We start from the raw sequence: 20,986 nt of genomic DNA, 5'->3' as shown, positions 1-20,986 counted from the left end.
CGCCACTTTGAGGCAGGAAGACGGGGGCAAGAATGAACGCGGACGCAAACACGCAGCAGACCGGTGGCTTGCTGCCATTCGGCAAGCATCACCTGAGGGCGGCCGTGCTGGGCGAGCTTCATGCCCGCCCGTTCCGCGCGCTGGAAAGCCCGCGCATCCTGCTGCATTACGCCTTCACCTGTGATTCTCAGGCCATCCGGGATGACCGGATCTGGTTTGCCGATCTCTGCCGCAGCCAGGGCGTCAAGGGGCCGGGGGAGAGCGACCGCTCGCATGTTCTGCCGATGGCGGGTGGCTCCCTGCGCTGGGAGCAGCATTCGGAATTCATCACCTACACCTTTGACGTGGCACCGGATGGCGGTCATCCCTTCGGGCGGATTCCCGCCGGTCATCCCTTCGGATCGGGCTTCCGGGCTCCGGGGCCGATGCTGGTGGCGGCAAGGCTGGATGTCGTGCCGGAAAATGGTCACGACGAGGCTGCGCTGGCCCGGTGGTTCGACCGGGCAAGCCTGGCCGCTCTCCAATCCGAGGAGGGGCGGGCCGTCGCCATGACGGATTTCCGGCAGGACGGCGAGGGGCTAACGCGTATTCTGCTCATCGACAGGGGCATGGCGCCCAGCCAGACCGGCGCGCTGGCGCAGCGTCTCATCGAGGTGGAAACCTACCGCACGCTGGCGCTGCTTGGCCTGCCCATGGCCACGGAGCTCTCGCCGGATGTCCGGCGGATCGAGGAGGAGCTTGTGCAGTTGACCGGGGAGATGCGCGGGGCGTCGGACATGGACAGCAACCGCCACCTGCTGGAGCGTCTCTCCGATCTGGCGGCGGATCTGGAGGCGGGCGCGGCCGCCAGCGCCTACCGCTTCGGGGCGAGCCGTGCCTATCACAGCATTCTCAAGGCACGGCTGGAGACCATCGAGGAAGCCCCGGTTCCGGGCTATCTCGGGCTGGCTTCCTTTCTCGCACGCCGGATTGCCCCGGCCATGCGCACCATCGAGTCTGTGGAGAACCGGCAGATCAACCTGTCACGCAAACTTGCCCGCGCCACGACGCTGCTGCGCACGCGGGTGGATGTGGACATGGAGCGCCAGAACCGGGATCTGCTCGATTCCATGAACCGCCGCGCCCGGCTGCAACTGCGCCTGCAACAGACGGTGGAGGGGCTCTCGGTGGCCGCCGTCAGCTACTATGTGGTGGGGCTTGTGGGCTATCTCGCCAAGGGCCTGAAGGAAGCGGGTGTGCCCATGCCCGATCCGGGACTGGTCTCGGGGATGTCGGTGCCGCTGGTGCTGCTCGCCGTCTGGTGGACCGTCCGTCGCATCCGGGCGCATCACACGGATACAGGGGAGCCGCATTGAGGGGGTGGAGTTAGACCGTGTCCCCTCCGTCGTCATACCGGACGAAGCGAAGCGGAGATCCGGTACCGGTGAGCCGAGGTGCTTCGGCTCTCTTCCTTCGTTCAACCAACTTGCACCCCGGCTCACCGGTCCCGGCTCGCGCTGCGCTTGGCCGGGATGACGATCGAGAGGTCCTGAGCTGCATGAAAACGCAAAAGGCCGGGCGCTGGGCCCGGCCTTGCAAGTCCGCAGATACGGATCACTTGGTTGAACCGTCCTCGTTGAACTGGTTCATGTAGGCGATCACGTCGAGGACTTCCTGATCCTTCTTGAGACCGGCAAAAGCCATCTTCGTCTTTGGGATCAAACCTTTCGGGTTGGCCAGATAGGTGTGCAGGGTCTCTGCGTCCCACACCTTGCCACCGGCACCGAACTCGGTCATGGCCGGAGAGTATTTGAACTCGGCAATCGCGGCGACCGGGCGCCCGACGATGCCGTTCAGTTCCGGCCCGACCTTGTTCTTGGCACTCGCGCCAACTTCATGGCAGGCCATGCACTTCTTGAAGACCTTTTCGCCCGCAGCGGCATCGCCGTCTGCACGTGCCCCCGTCGCCGCAGCAGCCAGCATGGCTGCAGCAAGCACTACATATTTCATCGCGTTTCTCCCTCAGTCACGGCCGCCAAGCCGGTCACAGAGAAGATATTCTACTCTTTTCAAGCTGCAAGCGGGTGCGTCACTGTGGCTCATACGCAGAGCTACGCCGTCAGCCCGCCGCGCGCTCCATGCTGCCGAGCCAGCCGGACAGGCCCTCGTCCCAATAGGGCTGCGGGCCGTAGAGCTGGGCCAGAAAGTCGATGAAAACCCGCACCTTGGCCGGCAGGAAGCGCCGGGTGGGATAGACCGCATGCAGGCCCACGTCCTTGGAGGCGCGGTATTGGGGCAGGACGATCTGCAGCTTGCCTTCGCGCAGTTCCGGCCCCACGTCCCAGGTGGAGCGCAGCGCAATGCCGACGCCGGCCAGCACCGCTTCGCGCACCACCTCGCTGGAATTGGTGCGCAAGGGAGCGTCCGTCTTGACGATTTCCAGGCCGCGCGGCCCCATCAGCCGCCAGGGATCCTGCGCGGCGGCGGCAACCCGGACGTGGTTCTCGACGAGATCATCGATGCTCTTCGGCTCGCCATGGCGCTCGATATAGGAGGGAGAGGCGCAAAGCACCCGGTGCACGGGCGCAAGGCGCCGGGCAACAAGGCTGGAATCGGACAGTTCGGCAATGCGGATGGCGAGATCGTAGCCGTCACCGACGATGTCGACGAACTCATCCGACAGGTCGAGGCTGACATAAAGGTCCGGATTGGCTTCGAGGAAGCGGGCGAGATAAGGCGCCACGTGCATGCGGCCGAAGGATGTGGGCGCGCTGACCTTCAGCGTGCCGCGCGCCTGCGCCGATCCCCGTGTCACAAAGGTTTCGGCTTCCTCGACCGAGGCAAGAATGGCGAGAACCCGGTCATAGAAGCCATGGCCGGCCTCTGTGAGGGCAATCTGCCGGGTGGTGCGTTGCAGAAGGCGGGTGCCGAGCTTGTCTTCCAGCCGGCGGATGCGTTTCGACACGACGGCAGGGGAAAGCCCCATCTCCCGTCCTGCGGCCGACATGCTGCCGGCTGTGACGACCCGGGCGAAGATTTCCATATCGGTCAGATTGCTCATTTTATTCCCGCCGGAAAGAGAGCTAGTAAGGGACCGGATATTCCGCTTGCGCCGGTTTTTTGCCAGACTGCCTTTCCGTAAGGCTGACAGAAGGCATTTCCGGGGCGGTGGAGCCGGTCCGTTTGCTGTCTTACGGGCAGGAGGGCAAGAATGGATCACATTTTTGCCGGAGAGGAGAGAAAATGGCCGGACTTGCCATGCCGCAGCCGGATGGCGCCATTCTGGCGCGCCGGGCGGAGATCGTTTCCGCGCTTCAGGCCATCGTGCCGGGAGAGGGTGTGATTGCCGATGACACCGGCATGCGCCCCTATGAGACCGATGCGCTGACCGCCTACCGCCAGATGCCGCTGATCGTCGTGCTGCCGGAAACGGTGGAGCAGGTCGCGGCCGTCCTGCGCTACTGCTATGACAACGGCGTCAAGGTGGTGCCGCGCGGGGCCGGCACCTCGCTCTCCGGCGGTGCGCTGCCGGTGGCCGATGGCGTGCTGATGTCGATGATGAAGTTCAACCGCATCCTCGACATCGACTTTCCCAACCGTGCCGTCACTGTCCAGCCCGGCGTGACCAACCTCGGCATCACCCGCGCCGTGGAGCACGAGGGTTTCTATTACGCGCCGGACCCGTCCTCGCAGATTGCCTGTTCCATCGGCGGCAACATCGCGGAGAATTCCGGCGGCGTGCACAGCCTGAAATATGGCCTCACCACCAACAACGTGCTTGGCCTCGAAATGGTGCTGGTGACGGGTGAGGTCATCCGGCTTGGCGGCAAGCATCTGGATGCGGAAGGCTATGATCTTCTGGCCATGATGACCGGGTCCGAAGGGCTGCTGGGGGTCGTGACGGAAGTGACCGTGCGCATCCTGCAGAAGCCGGAAACGGCCCGGGCGGCGCTGGTCGGTTTCTCGGCCACCGAGGATGCCGGACGCTGCGTGGCCGATATCATCGCCGCTGGCATCATCCCCGGCGGACTTGAGATGATGGACAAGCTGGCGCTGGAAGCGGCGGAGGATTTCGTCCATGCCGGTTATCCGCGCGAGGCCGAGGCGCTGCTGATCGTGGAGCTGGACGGGCCGGAGGCGGAGGTGGACTATCTGCTGGCCCGCGTGGAGGAAATCGCCCGCGCCAACAACTCCGGCTATCTGCGCGTTTCGACGAGCGAAGAGGAGCGGCTGGTGTTCTGGGCCGGGCGCAAGGCGGCTTTCCCGGCGGTGGGGCGCATTTCGCCGGACTATCTGTGCATGGACGGCACCATTCCCCGGCGCGAGCTGCCGCGTGTGCTGGCCGGCATGCGGGCGCTGTCGGAAAAGCACGGGCTCAGGGTCGCCAACGTCTTCCACGCCGGGGACGGCAATCTGCATCCGCTGATCCTCTATGATGCCAATCTGCCGGGCGAACTGGAGGCCGCCGAGGCCTTCGGTGCCGATATCCTGCGGCTTTGCGTCGAGGTGGGCGGCGTGCTGACCGGCGAGCATGGCGTCGGCATCGAAAAGCGCGACCTGATGCCGGAGATGTTCTCCGAGGATGACCTGCGCCAGCAGCAGAGGGTCAAATGCGCCTTTGACGAGCGCCAGCTTCTCAATCCCGGCAAGGTCTTCCCCGTGTTGCACCGCTGCGCCGAGCTTGGCCGCATGCATGTGCACAAGGGGCAGATGCCCTTCCCGGACATTCCGCGTTTCTGAGCAGGTGGAACAGATGACCCCAGACCAGACCACCTTGGCTCCCGGTGCCGCAGCGCTGAAGGCCGTGCGGCCGCGCAATGCGGGAGAATTACGCGATCTTGTGGCCCACGCGGCTGCGGAGGATCTGCCGCTTGAAATCATCGGGCAGGGCTCCAAGCGCGCGCTGGGCCGCCCGGTGCAGGCCGCGCTTGTGGCGGACCTGTCGGCCCTCTCCGGCGTCCTCGTCTATGAGCCCGCCGAACTGGTGCTGACCGCGCTGGCGGGCACGCCGCTGGCGGAGATCGAGGCGGCGGTGGCCGCAGCCGGGCAGGAGCTCTCCTTCGAGCCGATGGATTATGGCCCGCTGCTGGGCGGCACTCCGGCGCGGGGCACGCTGGGGGGCGCACTGGCTGCCAATCTTTCCGGTCCCCGCCGCATCAAGGCGGGCGCTGCCCGTGATCACGTGCTGGGGCTGGAGGCTGTCTCCGGGCGTGGCGAGATCTTCCGGGCCGGCGGCAAGGTGGTGAAGAATGTGACGGGCTACGATCTGCCCCGCGCGCTCTGCGGCTCCTGGGGCACGCTGGCGCTGTCCACCGAACTGACGCTCAAGGTCAATCCACGGGCGGAAACCAGCGTCAGCCTGCTGATCGAGGGGCTGGACGATGCCACGGCGGTTGTCGCCCTCTGCCGGGCGATGGGAACGCCTGCCGAAGTGTCGGCGGCGGCACATCTGCCCGAGGGCCTGTTTGCAAGGCTTGGCCTTGCCGGGCAGGACCGGGGCCGGGCGGTGACGCTGATCCGGCTGGAGGGCTTTGGTCCCTCTGTCGATTACCGTTTTGCCGCGCTGTCCCGCCTGCTGGCTGAGGTCCTGCCGGGCGGGGCTGCCGTGGAGCGGCTGGAGGATTCAGCCTCCCGTGCCGCCTGGGCCGCGATCCGCGATTGCCAGCCCTTTGCGGGCGGCAGCCTGCCGGTCTGGCGCGTGTCGCTGCCGCCAGCTTCGGGGGCAAGATATCTCGCCAGCCTGAAGCAGAGCATTCCGGTGGAAGCCTTCTATGACTGGAGCGGCGGGCTGGTCTGGCTGCAGTGCCTTGATGGCAATCTGCATGACGTGCCCATCCGTGACGCTCTGGCGGACCACGGCGGCGGCCATGCCATGCTGGTGCGGGCGGATGCTAGCGCGCGATCCAGCGTGCCTGTGTTCGAGCCGCAGGAGCCTGCGCTTGCGGCGCTGTCGCGCCGGCTCAAGGCTCAGTTCGACCCCAAAGGCATTCTCAATCCCGGCCGTATCGCGCCGGATCTGTGACCCTTGACCCTCAGGTGATGCATGCAGACCAATTTCACCGCCGAACAGCTCGCAGATCCGCATGTGGCCGAATCGGAGAAGATTCTGCGCAAATGCGTGCATTGCGGCTTCTGCACGGCCACTTGCCCCACCTTCACCCTGCTGGGTGATGAGCTGGATAGCCCGCGCGGCCGCATCTACATGATCAAGGACATGCTGGAAAACGGCCGTCCGGCGGATGAACAGATCGTGCGCCATGTGGACCGCTGCCTGTCGTGCCTGTCCTGCATGACCACCTGTCCGTCTGGCGTGAACTACATGCATCTGGTGGACCATGCCCGTGCCCATATCGAGCAGACCTGGCGCCGCCCGCTGGCCGACCGGCTGATCCGCTCGCTGCTGGCCGCTGTCCTGCCCTATCCCGGCCGCTTCCGGCTGGCGCTGGTGGGGGCCTATATGGGCCGCCCGCTGGCAGGCGCCTTCAAGGCGCTGGGCGGACCCTTTGCCAAGCTGGGCGCGATGCTGTCGCTTGCTCCGTCCAAGGCGCCGGGGCGTGGCCTCTATGAGGCGCCTGGCCGTTTTCAGCCGCAGGCGGGGGCGCGGAAGGGAAGGGTTGCCCTGTTGAACGGCTGCGCCCAGCCGGTGCTGGCCCCGTCCATCAACGATGCCACCATCCGCCTGCTGACGCGGGCCGGATATGAGGTGGTGCTGCCCAAGGGCGAAGGCTGCTGCGGCGCGCTGGTGCATCACATGGGCCGGGAGGAGGATGCGCTCGCCAACGCCCGGCGCAATGTGGATGTGTGGATGCGCGAGGCAGACGGCGAGGGGCTCGACGCCATCCTCATCACCGCCTCCGGCTGCGGCACGACGATCAAGGACTATGGCTTCATGCTGCGCAACGACCCGGCCTATGCGGAGCGGGCGGCGCAGGTGTCCGGTCTTGCCAAGGATATCACCGAGTTCCTGACCGGGCTGGATCTCGGTGCGCCGGTTCGTCCCGGCGGGCTGACCATCGCCTATCACTCCGCCTGTTCCATGCAGCACGGGCAGAAGATCACCCGCCAGCCGAAAGAGCTGCTGAAGGCTGCGGGCTTCACCGTGAAGGATGTGCCGGAGGGGCATCTGTGCTGCGGTTCGGCCGGCACCTACAACATTCTCCAGCCGGAAATCGCCACGCGCCTCAGGGACCGCAAGGTCGCCAACATCCGCAAGACGGTGCCGGATCTGGTGGCTACCGGCAATATCGGCTGCATGACGCAGATCGGAACCGGGATCGATATCCCTGTGGTGCATACGGCGGAATTGCTGGACTGGGCCTATGGCGGGCCTTGCCCGGAAGCATTGCAAGAAAAGGCAGGGGCCGCCACGCACTGAGGCGCGATCAGCTTCCCGGAAGGCCGAGCTGGAGGGGCGTGCGGTCCTTCTCCGCTGGCGGTGGCGTCTCGCCTGCAAGGCGGAGCGTGCGTTCCAGCAGCATTTCATAGATCGGCCGCCCGTTCAGCGCATGGGCGGCGAGCGTTGCGGCGGCGCAGGTGACGAGCACCGGCAGCAGCAGCGGATAGGCGCCCGTCAGCTCCAGAACAAGGACGACAGCCACCAGCGGCGCCCGCACAGATGCGGCAAAGAAACCGCCCATCGCGGCAATGGCAAAGGCCTGCACCGGAAGGTCCGCGCCGGGAAGCAGCAGGCTTGCCACAACGCAGAAGGCAAGGCCCGCACAGGTGGCGATGGAGAGCATCGGCGCGAAGATGCCGCCCGGCACCCCGATGCTGTAGGACACCAGCGCCCCGGCAAAGCGCAGCGCAGTCAGCAGCAGAAGCAGGCCTAGGCCCAGATGATCGGCCGTGACGAAGCTGACCAGCTGGTCACCGCCTCCCGTTGCAAGGGGGAAGGCAATCAGCAGGGCGCCGGTCAGGCCGCCCGCAGCAACAGGCGGCAGCCACCAGAGCCGTTTCGGCAGTTTCTGGGTGGCATCGAGACTGGCGAGGACGGCGCTGTTGAAGCCTGTGCCAAGCGCACCCAGCAGCGCGCCGAGCAGGATGAACAGCGGAAAGCTCAGAACGGGCAGGGCACTGGTGTCGATCTCCAGCGCCGGGCGGGTACCCAGAAGGCCTTCCACCGTGAGGCCGCTGGCGATGCTGGCGAGGATCACCCCCATATAGGTGCGGTAGCCATAGGGGAACTGGCGGCGGGTTTCTTCCACGATGAAGAGGATGGCTGCGAGCGGCGCAGAAAAGGCGGCGGCAAGACCGGCCGCAGCGCCTGCCGCGAGCAATCCGCGCCGGTCATCTGCGGTAAAGCCCAGGCCTTGCGAAATACCTGCGGCGGCGGCGGCCGACATGTGGATCGTCGGGCCTTCCCGCCCAAGAACGAGCCCGGAGGACAGCGCCAGCAAACCGCCGGTGAACTTTGCCGCCAGCACGCGGACCCAGCGCATGGGCCGCAGCCCCTCCATGGCGCCTTCCACTTCCTGAATGCCGCTGCCTGCAGCTTCCGGCGCGATGCGGCGCACGATCAGGGCGGCAAGAAGTGCGGCAAGGGCGGAGATGGCGGCCGTCATGAGGCCCGAGAGCAGCGGGTCCGTCACCGCCAGGCGCAGATCGCGGTACAGGCTGGAGAGGGCATCCACGCCGAGATGAAAGGCTGTGCCCGCCAGCCCGCCGGAGATGCCCACAGCAACGGCTGCCAGCAGATAGACCGCGCCCGCATAGGGAGCGGCAGAGCGCCGGGATCTGGAGAAGGGGAACATGGCCGGGATCTTTCGCGTCAAACGGCAGCAGCCCCGTCCCCGGGGCTGCGCCGCCAGATCAGATGACGATCACCGTCGCACCGACGCCGACGCGCTCGTAAAGGTCGGTCACGTCCTCGTTGCGCATGCGGATACAGCCGGAAGATACGGCATGACCGATGCTCCAGGGCTCGTTCGAGCCGTGAATGCGGTAGAGCGAAGAGCCCAGATAGAGCGCCCGGGCGCCCAGCGGGTTGTTCGGCCCGCCCGCCATGAAGGTGGGCAGTTCCGGGCGGCGCTTGCGCATGGAAGCCGGCGGGCGCCAGTCCGGCCATTCCGCCTTGCGGGTGACCTTGTGGGTGCCGGCCCACTCAAAGCCCGGCTTGCCGACGCCGATGCCATAGCGGCGTGCTGTCCCGCCCGCCTGCACCAGATAGAGATAGCGGGTGTTGGTATCCACCACGATGGTGCCCGGCTTGTGGGGGCCGGTGTAGTCTACCACGGCAGGCAGGAATTTCGGGTCGATCTGGCGGGTGGCCTGCGGTGCCTTGCGGGCAGGCTCGGCATGGGCCAGCTGCACGGGGGCAGGCTGCCTGCTGCTGAAGGAGAACCAGCTCTGCTGCGGCGGCTGCGGCCTTGGCGGCTGAATGCCATGGGGGCGCAGCTGCAGCAGCCAGGGTTCTGCCAGATCCGGGCTCAGGATCACCGGCGGCGGGGTGGCACGGCCGGCACTCTGGGCCATGGCGCTTGGTGTGGCCGCGGGCACCAGTGCAAGGGCACTGAGAAGCCCGGCGGCAGTCAGGGTCCGTATCCGCTTCATTGGCGTTACTCGCAAACAGATAGCCTTCAAGCCGGAGACCGGCATTCGTTCAAATTTTAGGTATCTGACCGCGTGGAAAGGGTGAACGGCGCGCTAACCAGTCCGGCAATCTGGAATCAAGGTAAAGGAGCGGTTTGCGGATATGGTGAACGGCTGGTTACCCGGCCGGATGCGAGGGGCCTGATGGCTCAGGGCTGGATCCGCCGCCGGGCGTCCCGCACGACCACCGGCAGCACCTTCTCTGCCTCGGAAGGGGACATGCCAGGCTTGATGCGCGGGTCATAGAGCATGTTCAAGATAAGCTGGTCGAAAACGGTGAAGCGGTTGTGGCGCGAGCTGTCGTTGAAGACCGAATGCACAAGCCGGTCATCATCATTCATGGGGCCGAGTCCCTGCAGCAGCTCTTCCACCAGACAGCGGCGGAACAGGAAGTCGCCCTCATCGGAGACAATGACGGCACGGGAGTTCTTGATGCCCCGGCGCCCGGACTCCACCCGCACAAGGCAGCGGCCCGGCGCATCAGCGGTCATGTCCTTGTAGACCGACTGGCGCACCACGTCCTCATACTGGTGCCGGTCAACGATGTAGACGTCAAAGTTCGGCTCTTCGGTGGCGCTGGCCACCTGGATCGAAATGCCTGCGATCTTGCGGTCCATTTCGGCAATGAAGGCCTCGACTTCGGCCCGGCGGTCCTTGTGCGACAGGCTGAAGATGCGGAAACGGACGGGCTTGGCGAATTTCTTCACCAGGTAGGGCTGCCAGCTCCAGGTGCGGTATTCGAGGCCGAAGACGGTCGCGTTGAAGCCGGTCACAAGTTCCTCTGTGGTGAAGGTATCCGGCTGCGCCACAGCCTTGCCGGCGAGGCTGCCGGCAAGCAGAAGGGCAAGACATGTGATGGAAATGCGCGGCATCTGAAACTGCTTCACCGGGCTGCGGGACCTTCCTGACGCGGCGTTAACCATCCACGCCGGCGGACTTTAATCGTTTGCGCCACAGCTTGAAAACCAAAATCGCATCAATGGCCTGAATCCGTATCATCTGCGCGTTTCAACGGAACCCGGGAACATTTCCTTAAACATCGGCGGATATAAATCAGCCCCAGGATGGGCAATCTCCTACAGTATTTGCGTGATGGCAGGAGCAGTTATGGCGGCGGCAAAACGTGCATTCCGGGTTGAAAGTCTTTTCCGTGATGCGACGGCTGCAGCGCAGCCAGAAAGACTGGAGGAATACCGCCATCAGGAACTGATGGCGGAGATTCGGGCGCTCAAGTCGCTCGTGCAGGGCAACGAGCCTGCAGACAGCAAAACCATCAGCGATCAGGTGCTGAAGGAGTTCCGCAAGGAACTCAATGAAGCTGCCAAGCTGAAGGCTGAACTTGACGCGATCTATGAGGCGATCAACGCCACGAAGAAGGAAATCGCAGCCCTGCACCACACCACCGGGTCGGAAGGTGAGGAGATGGCGCGCGTTTCCAACGAGCTGGATGCCGTTGTCGAGGGCACCGAGGGTGCCACGGAAAGCATTCTGTCCGCAGCCGAGTTCATCGACGAGACCGCCAACACCCTGTCGGCCCGCGTGAGCGGCCATGACCGTGAAATGGCGCAGGATATCCAGGAAAAGGTCATCCTGATTTTTGAAGCCTGTAACTTCCAGGATCTGACCGGCCAGCGCATCACCAAGGTGATCAATACCCTGCGCTTCATTGAAGAGCGCATCATCGACATGATGAACATCTGGGGCGGTATCGAGAGCTTCAACGACTTCGAGGTCAAGATGCGGGCGCAGGCCGAGGGCGACGCCGCTCTGCTCAACGGCCCCTCGCTCAAGTCCGACATGGATGTGGCCACCCAGGACGACATCGACGCCCTGTTCGCCTGATCCTTCCGGGCTTCACAAGATCACAAAGCCGGCCTTCGCGCCGGCTTTTCTGTTTGCGGCGCGGATGAAAAGCATATAGAACAAAAAAAGAACAAAAATCCCAGATGCGGGAGGCAGGAATGGATGGTCTGATCGAGGGGCCGGATGGCCAGCACCGCTGCAAGTGGTATGGCGGGCTGGAGGATTACCGCATCTATCACGATGAGGAATGGGGCTGGCCCGTTACGGATGATCACCGCCTGTTCGAGAAGATCTGCCTCGAAGGCTTCCAGTCCGGCCTGTCCTGGCTGACGATCCTGCGCAAGCGTGAAGGCTTCCGCGCGGCTTTTGCCGGGTTTGATTTCAACAAGGTGGCGGAGTTCGGAGAGGATGACATTGCCCGCTGCCTCGCGGATACGGGCATCGTACGCCACCGTGGCAAGATCGTCTCCACCATCAACAACGCCCGGCGCGCGATCGAGCTGAAGGCCGAGTTCGGGTCTCTGGCGGCCTATTTCTGGCGTTTCGAGCCGAAGCCGGAGGCACGTCCCTTGCGCTGTGACCGGGCGACGCTGTCGCAGATCACCCAGTCAGCGGAAAGTGTGGCCCTGTCCAAGGATCTCAAGAAGCGCGGCTGGAGTTTTGTCGGGCCGACCACCGTCTATGCCTTCATGCATGCCATGGGCCTTGTGAACGATCACCTTGAGGGCTGCTGCCGCCGTGCGCCGCTGGAAGCACACCGTGCCACATTCGCGCGGCCGGTTGCCATGCCGGCCTGATCCGCCGGGCAGCTTTCAGCGTACATCTCATACCGTGAAGCTGTTGCAGAAACGGTTGCCGGTGCCGCAGCCCCCCGCGCGGCGCACCGGTCTTCCCCCGATGAGACTGGCCGCCTTGCGCTCTCTAGCCCGCAAGGCGGCCATTTTTCAGGGTCTCACCTTTTCCGCCAGCGGATCGAACAGGCGGTTGGTGCTGCGGAAGATGTAGTCCGGCGTCTCGACGCTGACCGTCTGGGCGCCATGCTCGATCAGCTTCTGGGCGCAGTCGGCCACCTGATCCTTGGGGCAGAGCAGGGCGAGAACCGTTTCGTCGGCCGGATGGCCGAAGGCGAGTTCAGCTCCCAGCGGCAGCACGGCCTTCACCGCGCCGCGCGGATCGGTGACGAGCGCCCGGACGATGCGCAGGCCCCTTGCGGTTTCTTCAGCCGCCACCCGGTCCAGAATGGTGCGGGCTGCTCCCAGTGCCGTGCCGCTCCAGTCCGCCTTCAGCGAAGCGACCAGATGGGCCTGGCTCTTCAGGATGACGCCGTCTTTCAGGATCTTCAGCGCGTTGGCTTCCAGCGTCGAGCCGGTGGTGGTGATATCGACGATGAGTTCCGCAGAGCCGACGGCAGGCGCGCCTTCCGTGGCGCCGGCGCTCTCGACGATCCGGTAATCGGCAATGCCCTGACGGGCGAAGAAGGCACGGGTCAGGTTCACATATTTGGTGGCAACCCGCAGGCTGCGGCCATGGCGGGCGCGGAAGTCGGAGGCCACGTCGCCAAGGTCGGCCATGGTTTCCACGTCGATCCAGGCCTTGGGCACGGCGACGACAACATCCGCCGGGCCGAAGCCGAGCGGGGTGACGACATGCACGAGGCGCTCCGGCGCGGCGATGCTTTCATGCACCAGATCCAGCCCGGTGATGCCGAAGTGGATGGTGCCTTCCGCCAGTTCGCGGGCGATTTCGGAAGCGGAGAGGAAGGCGATTTCCGCATCCTCCAGCCCCTTGATGGCGCCGCGGTAATTGCGGTCGCCGCCCGGCTGGACGATGCGCAAGCCGCTGGCGGCGAAGAACTCGGAGGTCTTTTCCTGCAGGCGGCCCTTGGAGGGAATGCCGATGATCAGACGGGTCATGCGCGAGCCTCCACAACGGTCTGCAGCCGGTCCAGCCACAGCGAGAAGCCGACGGCGGGCACCTCGTGCGGGGCGCCCAGCAGGCGCAGCAGCTTGTCATAGCGCCCGCCGCCGACGATCTGCCCCGGCAGGTCATGGCCTGCAGCGGTCATCTCGAAGACGAAGCCGGTATAATAGTCGAGGCGGCGGCCGAAATCAGCGGCAAACTGCATGCGCGGGGCGGCAAGGCCGTGGGCGTTGATGGCCGCAAGCCGGGCCTCGAAGGCCGCAAGCGGGCCGGAAAGGTCCAGGCCATGACGGCTGGCGAAGGCCTTCAGCTCGCCAAGCGCCACATCCGGCTGGCCCTTGATCGCGAGATATTCGCGCAAGGTGGCCGCCGCGCCCGCATTGGCGCCCGAGCCGTTGGCAAGGGCGGCCTGCTCCAGAAAGCGTTCGGCAATTTCGCTGGCGCTGCGCCCGGCCACGGCGGTGATGCCGGCGATGGACAGAAGATCGGTGACCACCTGCTGCGCGGCTTCATGATTGGCGCCGTCGAGTGCGGCGAGGAAGCCGAGGCGGGTAGCGCTGTCATCCTGCACGCCTTCGCCGCCCATGCGGGCGATGGCCGCGTCCAGCCGGGCCGTCTCGCCGAACAGCCCGCGCAGGCGGCGCTGCCAAACCACGGGCAGGTTCAGCCCGGCAAGAACGGCGGTGAAGAGCGTTTCGTCGCCGATGCGGATCACCGGATCGCTGATGCCAAGGTCGGCCAGCACGCCGGTCGCCAGCGCCAGCATGGCGGCATCCGCCTGTTCCCGGTCGGAGCGGCCAAGGCTTTCGGCGCCAACTTGCGGGATTTCGCCGATGCCGCCGGGGCGCTGGCGGAACACGGGACCCGCGTAGCAATAGTCATCGCGCCGGTTGGCCGGTTCGCTTTCCAGATGCTGGCGGCAGACGGGAATGGTGAAGTCCGGGCGCAGACACAGCTCCGGCCCATCGGCACCGTTGGTCAGGAACAGGCGGCGGCGGATGTCCTCGCCCACCAGATCCAGAAACGTGTCCGCAGGCTGCAGGATCGGCGGATCGATGCGCGTATGCCCGGCGGCCTGCAGCCGCGCCAGTGCGGTTGCGGCCAGCCGTGCGGTGCCGGCATCGGCCCCTGATCCGTTTGCTGCGGTGCTTCCCGTCATCGTCCTGTCCTCAGCTTGCCGCGCGGGCGCGGTCTTCGGCCTGCCCGGCCAGCATGCGCTTCACGGTTTCCACCAGCTCGCCTGCGGCCACCGTCACCTGGGCCGGGCGGCTTTCGCGCCATGTTACATTGTCGGTTATTTCACCTGAAAGACGCTTGCCCTCGATCAGGTCCTTGATCTGGATTTCGCCGTTGGCGCGCTCATCGGAACCTTGAATGATGGCCAGCGGACAGCCGCGCTTGTCGGCATATTTCAGCTGGTTGCCGAACTTCTTCCAGTTGCCCTGATACATCTCGGCGCGGATGCCTGCCTGCCGCAGCTGCTGGGTCATGGCCTGATAGCTGGCCATGGCGTCTGCATCACCGTCCATGACGGTGACGAGAACCGGCGGCAGTGTCTCGCTGCCTTCCAGTTTGCCGAGGTTCTTCAGCGCGCTCATCAGGCGCGACACGCCGATGGAAAAGCCCGTGGCCGGAACATCGCGGCCCGTGAAGCGCTTCACCAGACCATCATAACGCCCGCCGCCGCCAACGGAGCCGAACTGCACCACCTCACCCTTTTCATTGGTGACGGGGAACAGCAGTTCCGCCTCATAGACGGGGCCGGTGTAATATTCGAGGCCGCGCACGACGGAGGTGTCGATCTTGATGCGTTCAGGGCCGTAGCCCGCGGCGCGGACGAGGCCGGAGATGGCGCGCAGCTCCGAGAAGCCGTCATGAAGCGCCGCATTGAAGGGCAGGGCCGCCAGAGCCGGGGTTTTGAAGGCAAGGTCCTCGCCATCAGCCAGCAGGGCTTCCAGCGAGCCGCCTTCCAGAATTTCGAGGATGGCGGCGATGGCAGCGTCCGCAAGCCCGGCGCCCTTGGTGAAGTCGCCGCTCTCGTCCTTGCGCCCTGCGCCCAGCAGCAGGCGCACACCTTCGCTGCCGAACTTGTCGAACTTGTCCATGGCGCGCAGCACGGTCAGACGCTGTTCGCCGTCCGCCTCGCCGCCAAGGCCGATCGCTTCGAGCACACCGTCCAGAACCTTGCGGTTGTTGACGCGCACCACATACTGGCCCTTCAGCCCAAGGGCCTCCAGCGTGTCGGCGAACATCATGCACATTTCGGCGTCAGCCCCGACGCCCGGCGCGCCGACGCTGTCGGCGTCGAACTGCATGAACTGGCGGAAGCGGCCAGGGCCGGGCTTTTCGTTGCGGAACACCCAGCCCGCCCGGTAGCTGCGGAACGGCAGTTGGATCTCGTTGATGTGCTCGGCTACATGGCGGGCGAGCGGGGCCGTCAGGTCATAACGCAGGCTCAGCCACTGCTCGTCATCATCCTGCACGGAAAAGACGCCCGCATTCGGGCGGTCCGTATCGGGCAGGAACTTGCCGAGGCAGTCGGTGTATTCGAACATCGGCGTCTCGACCGGGTCAAACCCGTAAAGCTCGTAGACCGCCTTGATCTTCGCGACCATTTCTTCCGTGGCGCGGATATCCGCTGCCGAACGGTCAACAAAGCCGCGCGGCAGCCGCGCCTTCAGTTTCTGGGTCTTCGGATTTGACATGGAACAGGCTGCTTTCCGGGATGCTGTGCAACGGGCTTGCGGTCATGTCCAGCGGCTTTCATGCCCCTGAAACGGCTGGCTGTTTCCTAGACGAAACCAGCCCGCCGGGCAAGGCATTGGGCGGGGAGGAGGGCGGTGCCTGTTTTCAGCCTGCACGCCCTCTTCCTGTGGTGGGCGGCGTTTGAAATGGATGGCAGGGGAAAAAGGCTGTTTGCCCTACACAGCACGGCGGTTCAGCTCCCCTCCCCCTTGAGGCTACCGGATTCACATATCAGGTTCGGACATCGTCCGCAGTGATGCATCTGCTCTGTGACAGGGTCTCCCCTTACCCCTCCCCACGAGGGGGGGTAAGGGGTGGGGGGGCTCTGAGTCCGCAAGGGTTTGAAAAAGAAGTTTTTCCTGAAGAGGCTGGAGAGGAGAAGCTGTCTGTAATCAATGGAGACTTTGCCAAACGGAAAGGTCTTTCCCCCCACCCCCTTGCCCCTCCCCACCAGGGGGAGGGGGGCTGAAACGCCTTGCCGGAGTAACGAGACTTCAGACCTTCCCCATCTGTCTCTGGCTTCATGCACGAAGCCTGCATATCGTAGCTCAAGGTGGAAAAAGGGCGCTGTGCTCAAAAGAGAGCGCCTTCCCCCTTATTCCTCCCCGAACAGAAATCCCGGCGGGCGGTCGAAGGGGGTGCCGAGCATGGCGAGCCAGAGGCTGGTGGCGATGCGCTCGGCCTGGCGGATGACGATGGCGGCAGCTTCCGGGTCGGCAAAGACGTGGCGGGCGGTGGCGCGGAAGAGGGTGAGCCAGCGGCGGAAATCATCGCTTTCCACCTCCTGGCGCATGGGCAGGTGGGCGGGCACCGGGCGGCCCTTGTATTCGCCGGTCTTCAGGAGCACGGAGCCCCAGAAGCCCTTCATCCGTTCCAGATGCGCGTCCCAGTGCCCGGCCATGCGGGCCTCGAAAATGGGGCCGAGGCGTTCGTCGGCGCGCACGGCATCATAGAAGCTGTCCACCAGCGTGTTGATCTCCTCGCGGGTGATGCTTTCATGCATGGGCACGCGGGTGACGGCGGGGCGGATATCGACAGAGGTCATGGCCTGCTTTCCTGATCAGGCCGCCAGTCTAGCGGTGGGCACCGGCAAAGGCACGGCAAAAGCTGCGCGGGCGGCAAGGGGCCGCAGGCTGGCGTCAACCGCGCCTCGCTTGCAAATGGCGGCCTTTTGGCTATGTTCCCGGCCAAACAGACCGGCAGGCAGATGGCCGCCGCAAGATGATTGAAGAACGGATTTTCCGCATGGATGTGAGCCTGGACCGGACAGAGGCGCAACGCGGCGCCGCGCCGGAACTCACGGTGGTTCTGCCGACCTACAATGAGCGGGGCAACGTGCCGCTGGTGATCGCGGCACTGCGCAAGGCGCTGGAAGGCGTGGCCTGGGAAGTCATCTTCGTCGATGACAATTCGCCCGACGGCACCGCCGCCGCAGCCCGTGCCATTGCCGCCGAAGATCCGCGCATCCGCGTCATCCGCCGGGTGGGGCGCCGGGGCCTTTCGGGCGCCTGCGTCGAAGGCATGCTGGCGTCTTCGGCCCCCTTTGTGGCCGTGATGGATGCGGACATGCAGCATGACGAGACGCTGCTGCCGCGCATGCTGGCGGCGCTGCGCTCCGGCGAGGTGGATCTGGCGGTGGCCAGCCGCAAGGTGGAAGGCGGCGATATCGGCGAGGGCCTGTCCGCGATCCGCAAAGCGGGCTCCAATTTCGCCAACGCGCTGGCGCGCAAGCTGCTGAAGGTGACACTCTCCGACCCGATGAGCGGCTTCTTCATGCTGCGGCGGGAAGTGGTCGATGAACTTGCCCCGCGTCTGTCGGCGCAAGGCTTCAAGATCCTGCTGGACATCGTGGCCAGCGGCGAGGGGCGCCTGCGCATCCGCGAACTGCCCTTTGTCTTCCGCGAGCGGCAGGAGGGGGAAAGCAAGCTCGATACGCTGGTGACGCTGGATTATCTGGGCCTTCTGGTCTCGAAGTATCTGGGCGACATGGTGTCCGTCCGCTTCCTCATGTTCAGCCTTGTGGGCGCCAGCGGCGTGCTGGTGCATCTGGTGGCGCTGCGCGCGTCGCTGCTGGCGCTGGAGCTGGACTTCAACCAGGCACAGATTGCCGCGACCTTCGTTGCCATGACCACCAACTTCCTCCTCAACAACCAGTTGACCTACCGCGACCGGCGTCTGACAGGTCTTGCCATGCTGCGCGGCCTCGTCACCTTCTATGCGGTGTGCAGTGTCGGCGTGCTGGCCAATGTCGGCGTTGCCAACCTCATTTACGAAAACGAGCCGGTGTGGTGGATTGCGGGCGCTGCCGGTGCGGTGATGGGCGCGGTGTGGAACTATGCTGCCTCCTCCGTGCTGACCTGGCGCAAGTCCTGAGGGTGACCTGATCATGGCTGGACAGACGGGCGCATTGGGAACAGGCCGCGAAAGAGTGGCAGACCTGCCGCTGTGGCTGCAGCCGAAGCTGCTTGTCCTTCTGGTGCTGGCGCTGACGGCGCTGCGCCTCTGGACGGGGGCCAGTGCCTATATCGTCGAGGACGAGGGCTATTACCGGCTCTGGGGCCTCTATCCGGCTTTCGGCTATTACGACCACCCGCCGATGGTGGCCTGGTGGATCTGGCTGGGCCAGCAGATGGCCGGTGACACGGCGCTGGGGCTGCGGCTCGTCAGCATCCTGTCGGCGGCCATTGGGTCGCTGGCGCTGTGGCGCACGGCCTTCCTGCTGTTCGGCCCGCGTGTGGCCGGGCTGTCCGTGCTGTTTCTCAACGCGACGCTGCTCGTCGGCATCGGCGCGGTGATTGCCACGCCCGATGCGCCTTCCGTGTTCTTCTGGGGTCTGACGCTCTGGGCTCTGGCGGAACTCACCGCTTCAGGAAAACCCAACTGGTGGCTGGCTGCCGGGCTGTTCGCAGGTCTTGGGCTCGTCTCCAAATATTCCGTGCTGTTCCTTGGCGCCGGGATCGTGCTGTGGCTGCTGATGCCCGCAAACCGCCGCTGGTTCTTCTCCTGGCAGCTGTGGGTGGGCGGGCTCATTGCTCTTGCCGTGCTGTCGCCGGTGCTGATGTGGAATGCGGGCCATGACTGGGCTTCGTTCTACAAGCAGTTCGGCCGCGCCGGGCGGGGTGACTGGACGGAAAAGTTCATCATCGAATTCATCGGCGCCTTCCTCGGTCTGCTCAATCCGCTGGTGGCCATTCCGGCGCTGGCCGGGCTGTGGCAACTGATCCGGCGCATGGGCAAGGGCGAGACAGGCGCCGGGCTAATCGTGCTGACCACGCTGCCGTTCCTTGCCTATCTGCTCGTCCATGCGCTGCATTCACGTGTGCAGGGCAACTGGCCGGCACCTGTGTTCCCGGCCTTCTGCATCATGGCCGCGGTGTTTGTGGCTGCAAGCACAGCACGCTTCTGGCGCAGGCTTGCAGCGGTGGCGATTGTGCTGGGGCTTGGGCTTGGTACTGCGGTACAGGTGCATGCGGTGTCGCCCTTCACCGGTAAGTTCGCCCGCAAGGACCCCACGTTCCAGATGCGCGGCTGGCAGCAGATCCATGATGAACTGCGCCAGATCGCTGATGCGCAAGGGGCTGGCTACATCGCCACCATGGGCTACGGCCTCAATGGCCAGATGGCCTTTGCCTTCCGGGGTGAGATTCCTGTCATCCAGCTCAATGACCGCATCCGCTATGTGATGATGCCGCAGCCGGGGCCGGAGCTGTTCTCCGTGCCGGGGCTCTATGTCACCGAAGCGCGGCGCGATGCGGCCGAGCGGCTGTCGGAGACCTTTGGCCGGGTGGAGCTTGTGGCAACCCTCACGCGCAAGGTCGACGGCGTGCCGCTGGAAGACCTTCTGGTCTATGCCGTCGAGCAGCCGGAAGGCCCGCCGCTGGAGCCGATTGACCCCGTGCTTTGGATGGGCGCGCAATAGGCTGATGCCGCGAGGTTATGTCTGAATTTCTGTTTCCGATTGTATTCCAAGCCTTTTTGCGGTTAGCAAAGAGGCATGGTGCCCCGCGATAAATTGCGGGTAGGGGGCGGAATGAAACGGATCACCCTGGCGGCAGTCGATTATGGCTTCGCGTTCGGCACGGACCGGGCGATCCGCGAGCTTTTGGCGCAGGGCCGCCTCAGCGCGGTGGGCTGTCTTGCTTTCTCCGAGTTGTGGCGGCGTGAATATGCGCCCTTGCGCGAGGTCGTGGATGGCGGCGCAGGTCATGCACTGGTTGGCCTCACCCTGACGCTGACAGGCGCCTTCGGCATGCCGATGAGCCCCCGCTGGCAGCAGGAACTGGGGCCATCCTTCCGCAGCCCCGGCTGGTTTGGCCGCCGCGCAGGTTTCGGGCTGCTGCCCGACGAAATCATCCTTGAGGAGATGGCCGCCCAGCTCCGCAGTTTCATGGCGCATTTCGGCGCTGAACCGCAATTCATCACCCTGTCCGATGGCCTGATGCGCCACCGGGCTCTGGTTCGGCTGCTGGCACGGGCGGTGGAGGCTGAGGGCCTTGCCACCCGTCCGCTTCTCATCTACCCGCAAGGGGAAGGGCGGGCGCTGCGCCGTTTCAGCCGCTTTGTGTTGAAGCTTGGCTTTCCGCTGCTGGCCAGCGGCCCCATGCTGCCGGACCCGCCAACCGAGGCGGAACTGCAGGAGGCGCTGAGGCATCACTTCGACGGACTTCCCGAAATGGCTTTCGTCGTGGCGCGGCCTGCGATCATCGATGACCGTCTGCGGCGGCAGCTGCCAAAGGCGGAGCTTGCAAGGCGCGAGCGGCATTTTGCCGTGCTCAAAAGCCTCAAATTCTTCAACACACTGGCAGAGAAGGACATCTTCCTTTACTGAAGGTGTACCAGCCGGTTTTCTCCTGCCAGTCCTCGATCTGCCTTCCGCAAACGGAAACGGCTCCAGTGGGGGCTGGAGCCGTTCTTCGGGAGGAGGCAAACAGCTTTCGCTGTCTGCTATTGT

Annotated in this window: 18 protein-coding genes; 9 read left to right on the top strand and 9 right to left on the bottom strand. The window is 65.0% G+C overall.

Annotated features, from left to right (window positions below):
- Positions 1-32 precede the first annotated feature (32 nt).
- Positions 33-1,355, top strand: a complete 1,323-nt coding sequence (locus ACVNHC_RS02450; protein ID WP_050472043.1) for a DUF3422 family protein — start codon at positions 33-35, stop codon at positions 1,353-1,355.
- Positions 1,356-1,593: 238 nt separating this feature from the next.
- Here the strand turns inward: ACVNHC_RS02450 and ACVNHC_RS02445 are convergent, their stop codons facing one another.
- Positions 1,594-1,989 (bottom strand): c-type cytochrome, encoded by a 396-nt coding sequence (locus ACVNHC_RS02445; RefSeq protein ID WP_050472042.1) that lies wholly within the window; start codon positions 1,987-1,989, stop codon positions 1,594-1,596.
- 109 nt (positions 1,990-2,098) lie between these two features.
- Positions 2,099-3,040 carry a LysR family transcriptional regulator gene (locus ACVNHC_RS02440; RefSeq protein ID WP_119396599.1) on the bottom strand — a complete coding sequence of 314 codons (942 nt, stop codon included), beginning with the start codon at positions 3,038-3,040 and terminating at the stop codon, positions 2,099-2,101.
- A 182-nt stretch (positions 3,041-3,222) separates the two neighbouring features.
- Here ACVNHC_RS02440 and ACVNHC_RS02435 point away from each other — a divergent pair, with 182 nt between their 5' ends.
- The 3 genes from ACVNHC_RS02435 to glcF are packed head-to-tail and all read left to right on the top strand — an operon-like array spanning position 3,223 to position 7,354.
- Positions 3,223-4,719 carry an FAD-linked oxidase C-terminal domain-containing protein gene (locus ACVNHC_RS02435; protein ID WP_457166347.1) on the top strand — a complete coding sequence of 499 codons (1,497 nt, stop codon included), beginning with the start codon at positions 3,223-3,225 and terminating at the stop codon, positions 4,717-4,719.
- A gap of 13 nt (positions 4,720-4,732) precedes the next feature.
- A complete protein-coding gene (gene glcE / locus ACVNHC_RS02430; RefSeq protein WP_457166346.1) occupies positions 4,733-6,001 on the top strand; it encodes a glycolate oxidase subunit GlcE in 1,269 nt (422 codons plus the stop codon).
- A gap of 21 nt (positions 6,002-6,022) precedes the next feature.
- A complete protein-coding gene (glcF, locus tag ACVNHC_RS02425) occupies positions 6,023-7,354 on the top strand; it encodes a glycolate oxidase subunit GlcF (RefSeq protein ID WP_457166345.1) in 1,332 nt (443 codons plus the stop codon).
- Between the two features lie 7 nt (positions 7,355-7,361).
- Here the strand turns inward: glcF and clcA are convergent, their stop codons facing one another.
- The 3 genes from clcA to ACVNHC_RS02410 form a co-directional block, all read right to left on the bottom strand.
- Positions 7,362-8,750, bottom strand: coding sequence for a H(+)/Cl(-) exchange transporter ClcA (gene clcA, locus ACVNHC_RS02420; protein ID WP_457166344.1), 1,389 nt, complete (start codon positions 8,748-8,750; stop codon positions 7,362-7,364).
- Positions 8,751-8,787: 37 nt separating this feature from the next.
- Complete coding sequence (locus ACVNHC_RS02415; RefSeq protein WP_050472037.1) at positions 8,788-9,528, bottom strand: L,D-transpeptidase; 741 nt, start codon at positions 9,526-9,528, stop codon at positions 8,788-8,790.
- A 188-nt stretch (positions 9,529-9,716) separates the two neighbouring features.
- Positions 9,717-10,439 (bottom strand): DUF2927 domain-containing protein, encoded by a 723-nt coding sequence (locus tag ACVNHC_RS02410; protein ID WP_058900507.1) that lies wholly within the window; start codon positions 10,437-10,439, stop codon positions 9,717-9,719.
- A 235-nt stretch (positions 10,440-10,674) separates the two neighbouring features.
- Between ACVNHC_RS02410 and ACVNHC_RS02405 the strand changes: the two genes are divergently transcribed.
- Together ACVNHC_RS02405 and ACVNHC_RS02400 are read left to right on the top strand one after the other, a co-directional pair.
- On the top strand, positions 10,675-11,409 hold the full coding sequence (locus tag ACVNHC_RS02405; RefSeq protein WP_050472036.1) for a protein phosphatase CheZ: 735 nt from the start codon (positions 10,675-10,677) through the stop codon (positions 11,407-11,409).
- A 119-nt stretch (positions 11,410-11,528) separates the two neighbouring features.
- Entirely contained in the window at positions 11,529-12,167 is a 639-nt protein-coding gene (locus ACVNHC_RS02400; protein ID WP_457166343.1) for a DNA-3-methyladenine glycosylase I, read from the top strand.
- A gap of 147 nt (positions 12,168-12,314) precedes the next feature.
- Here the strand turns inward: ACVNHC_RS02400 and hisG are convergent, their stop codons facing one another.
- From hisG to ACVNHC_RS02380, 4 genes are all read right to left on the bottom strand, one after another.
- Positions 12,315-13,283, bottom strand: a complete 969-nt coding sequence (hisG, locus tag ACVNHC_RS02395) for an ATP phosphoribosyltransferase (protein ID WP_457166342.1) — start codon at positions 13,281-13,283, stop codon at positions 12,315-12,317.
- Complete coding sequence (locus ACVNHC_RS02390) at positions 13,280-14,449, bottom strand: ATP phosphoribosyltransferase regulatory subunit (protein ID WP_457166341.1); 1,170 nt, start codon at positions 14,447-14,449, stop codon at positions 13,280-13,282. The genes hisG and ACVNHC_RS02390 overlap by 4 nt, the downstream gene beginning before the upstream one ends.
- A 10-nt stretch (positions 14,450-14,459) precedes the next feature.
- Positions 14,460-15,995, bottom strand: a complete 1,536-nt coding sequence (hisS, locus tag ACVNHC_RS02385; RefSeq protein ID WP_457166340.1) for a histidine--tRNA ligase — start codon at positions 15,993-15,995, stop codon at positions 14,460-14,462.
- A 635-nt stretch (positions 15,996-16,630) separates the two neighbouring features.
- Entirely contained in the window at positions 16,631-17,080 is a 450-nt protein-coding gene (locus tag ACVNHC_RS02380) for a group III truncated hemoglobin (RefSeq protein ID WP_457166339.1), read from the bottom strand.
- Between the two features lie 200 nt (positions 17,081-17,280).
- Here ACVNHC_RS02380 and ACVNHC_RS02375 point away from each other — a divergent pair, with 200 nt between their 5' ends.
- The 3 genes from ACVNHC_RS02375 to ACVNHC_RS02365 all read left to right on the top strand — a co-directional run bounded on the left by ACVNHC_RS02375 (position 17,281) and on the right by ACVNHC_RS02365 (position 20,863).
- Complete coding sequence (locus ACVNHC_RS02375) at positions 17,281-18,408, top strand: glycosyltransferase (protein WP_457166338.1); 1,128 nt, start codon at positions 17,281-17,283, stop codon at positions 18,406-18,408.
- A gap of 13 nt (positions 18,409-18,421) precedes the next feature.
- Positions 18,422-19,954 (top strand): glycosyltransferase family 39 protein, encoded by a 1,533-nt coding sequence (locus ACVNHC_RS02370; protein WP_457166337.1) that lies wholly within the window; start codon positions 18,422-18,424, stop codon positions 19,952-19,954.
- A 111-nt stretch (positions 19,955-20,065) separates the two neighbouring features.
- A complete protein-coding gene (locus ACVNHC_RS02365) occupies positions 20,066-20,863 on the top strand; it encodes a ChbG/HpnK family deacetylase (protein ID WP_457166336.1) in 798 nt (265 codons plus the stop codon).
- Positions 20,864-20,986: the final 123 nt, after the last annotated feature.

It is taken from the genome of Pannonibacter sp. Q-1, assembly GCF_054073275.1.
This window is presented reverse-complemented; position numbering and strand designations above follow the sequence as displayed.

What these genes read in the sequence shown, in the direction of transcription:
- ACVNHC_RS02415 (WP_050472037.1), bottom strand. Translation starts at nt 9,528, where the DNA reads ATGAAGCGGATACGGACCCTGACTGCCGCCGGGCTTCTCAGTGCCCTT.
- ACVNHC_RS02410 (WP_058900507.1), bottom strand. Translation starts at nt 10,439, where the DNA reads ATGCCGCGCATTTCCATCACATGTCTTGCCCTTCTGCTTGCCGGCAGC.
- ACVNHC_RS02390 (WP_457166341.1), bottom strand. Translation starts at nt 14,449, where the DNA reads ATGACGGGAAGCACCGCAGCAAACGGATCAGGGGCCGATGCCGGCACC.
- ACVNHC_RS02440 (WP_119396599.1), bottom strand. Translation starts at nt 3,040, where the DNA reads ATGAGCAATCTGACCGATATGGAAATCTTCGCCCGGGTCGTCACAGCC.
- ACVNHC_RS02450 (WP_050472043.1), top strand. Translation starts at nt 33, where the DNA reads ATGAACGCGGACGCAAACACGCAGCAGACCGGTGGCTTGCTGCCATTC.
- ACVNHC_RS02380 (WP_457166339.1), bottom strand. Translation starts at nt 17,080, where the DNA reads ATGACCTCTGTCGATATCCGCCCCGCCGTCACCCGCGTGCCCATGCAT.
- ACVNHC_RS02435 (WP_457166347.1), top strand. Translation starts at nt 3,223, where the DNA reads ATGGCCGGACTTGCCATGCCGCAGCCGGATGGCGCCATTCTGGCGCGC.
- hisG (WP_457166342.1), bottom strand. Translation starts at nt 13,283, where the DNA reads ATGACCCGTCTGATCATCGGCATTCCCTCCAAGGGCCGCCTGCAGGAA.
- glcE (WP_457166346.1), top strand. Translation starts at nt 4,733, where the DNA reads ATGACCCCAGACCAGACCACCTTGGCTCCCGGTGCCGCAGCGCTGAAG.
- ACVNHC_RS02405 (WP_050472036.1), top strand. Translation starts at nt 10,675, where the DNA reads ATGGCGGCGGCAAAACGTGCATTCCGGGTTGAAAGTCTTTTCCGTGAT.
- ACVNHC_RS02375 (WP_457166338.1), top strand. Translation starts at nt 17,281, where the DNA reads ATGGATGTGAGCCTGGACCGGACAGAGGCGCAACGCGGCGCCGCGCCG.
- ACVNHC_RS02400 (WP_457166343.1), top strand. Translation starts at nt 11,529, where the DNA reads ATGGATGGTCTGATCGAGGGGCCGGATGGCCAGCACCGCTGCAAGTGG.
- hisS (WP_457166340.1), bottom strand. Translation starts at nt 15,995, where the DNA reads ATGTCAAATCCGAAGACCCAGAAACTGAAGGCGCGGCTGCCGCGCGGC.
- ACVNHC_RS02365 (WP_457166336.1), top strand. Translation starts at nt 20,066, where the DNA reads ATGAAACGGATCACCCTGGCGGCAGTCGATTATGGCTTCGCGTTCGGC.
- ACVNHC_RS02370 (WP_457166337.1), top strand. Translation starts at nt 18,422, where the DNA reads ATGGCTGGACAGACGGGCGCATTGGGAACAGGCCGCGAAAGAGTGGCA.
- glcF (WP_457166345.1), top strand. Translation starts at nt 6,023, where the DNA reads ATGCAGACCAATTTCACCGCCGAACAGCTCGCAGATCCGCATGTGGCC.
- ACVNHC_RS02445 (WP_050472042.1), bottom strand. Translation starts at nt 1,989, where the DNA reads ATGAAATATGTAGTGCTTGCTGCAGCCATGCTGGCTGCTGCGGCGACG.